The organism is Microbacterium sp. HSID17254, from assembly GCF_003989315.1.
In the GTDB taxonomy this organism is placed as follows: domain Bacteria; phylum Actinomycetota; class Actinomycetes; order Actinomycetales; family Microbacteriaceae; genus Microbacterium.
In genome coordinates this window covers 1-1243 of sequence record NZ_RBLT01000099.1, presented here as the reverse complement: position 1 = coordinate 1243, position 1243 = coordinate 1, and the positions used below count along the sequence as shown (strand labels likewise).

1 protein-coding gene and 1 pseudogene are annotated in these 1243 nt (G+C 68.3%); both read left to right on the top strand.

Annotated features, from left to right (window positions below):
- Positions 1-144 (top strand): annotated as a pseudogene (locus D8M34_RS19900) (dihydroxy-acid dehydratase domain-containing protein); the annotation flags it as partial.
- A 210-nt stretch (positions 145-354) separates the two neighbouring features.
- Positions 355-1243, top strand: an 889-nt coding sequence (locus D8M34_RS17900; protein WP_126894697.1) for an IS110 family transposase, incomplete at its 3' end; no start/stop codon positions are given.

The window sequence follows — 1243 nt, the reverse complement described above, 5'->3', positions numbered from 1 at the left end:
GGGAGGGGGCACCGGGGCATGCGATGCTCGCTGGTCGGGCGGGGGATCAGCGCCGCGTGGGTGGAGGACGTAGTGGAGGCCGAGCGGGTCGGCGGGACGGTGCTCCTGGCCGGCGGCGACAATTCGCTGCCCGGGAGGCTGATGGGACTACCTGCGGATCGCACGGTGGATCCCGGCAGAGAGCGCGAGAGGTGCGTGTCCTTCGAGGACTTTCATGAGACGGCGCCTCGGCGGGGCCGCGGCGAAGGACTGACGTCTATGAGGGTGTTGTCCCGAGAGGACCGATTCATCAGCACGATGCCGTTCCTTCCCGGTCCGCCGCATGATCAGTGGCCGACGGAGAGGTGATCCGCAGTGATCGGAATTGGCATCGACTGGGCCGAACAGTTCCACGACGTTGCCATCGGAACTCCAGACACGGGAGTTATTTCTCAGTTTCGGATATCGCACCGACCGGATGGTGTCGCGTCGCTGATCGAACGCGTCCTGCGGATGGAGCCCGACCCCGCCGAGGTGCGCGTTGTGCTCGAGACCCGTCACGGCCTGCTCGTCGAGGCGTTGGTCGATGCCGGGTTCACCGTGGTTCCAGTCAACCCCGACCTGGTCGCGCGCCGTCGAGGACCTGCCCGGAAGAAGGATGACGCAGAGGACGCCCGCATCTGCTGCCTGCTCGCCCTCGATCGACACACCACTTTGAAGACGCTGGTTCCGCACGGGCGGATCGGCGGCGAGATGCGTGCCATCGGACGTGACGACGAGCGTGCCGCTCGGGACCAGACCCGGTTGCTTAACCGGCTGCGCGCCGATCTGCAGGCGACCTATCCGGCCGCGCTGGCGATCGCCAAGGACGACCTCAGCGCCCCCACTGTGCTCCGCATGCTCGAACGATGGCCGACTCAGGCGGAACTGCTCGCTGCGACTCGTGACGAGCTGGCCGGCTTCGCGCGAGCAGCGCACCACGGCCGACCCGACCGGTTCGCCGAACAGGTTGACGCTGCCCTCAGAACGCCCGCTCTCGCGGCGAAGGAGTATCTGGCCCGGGCCAAAGCGGCATCGGTCCGGCTTGCCGCGGTCCAGCTCCTGGCACTGCACGAGGCTCGACGAGCTTGGGAACGGCGCATGAGCGAGCTCCTTGCCGACGCCCAGACCCCGGACGGTGTCGACAGCCCGGACTGGTTCCCCGGAGGGCGGACCTACCTGAGTTCCACCCGCCTCGGACCGCGGCTGCCGCCGGTCCCCTGCG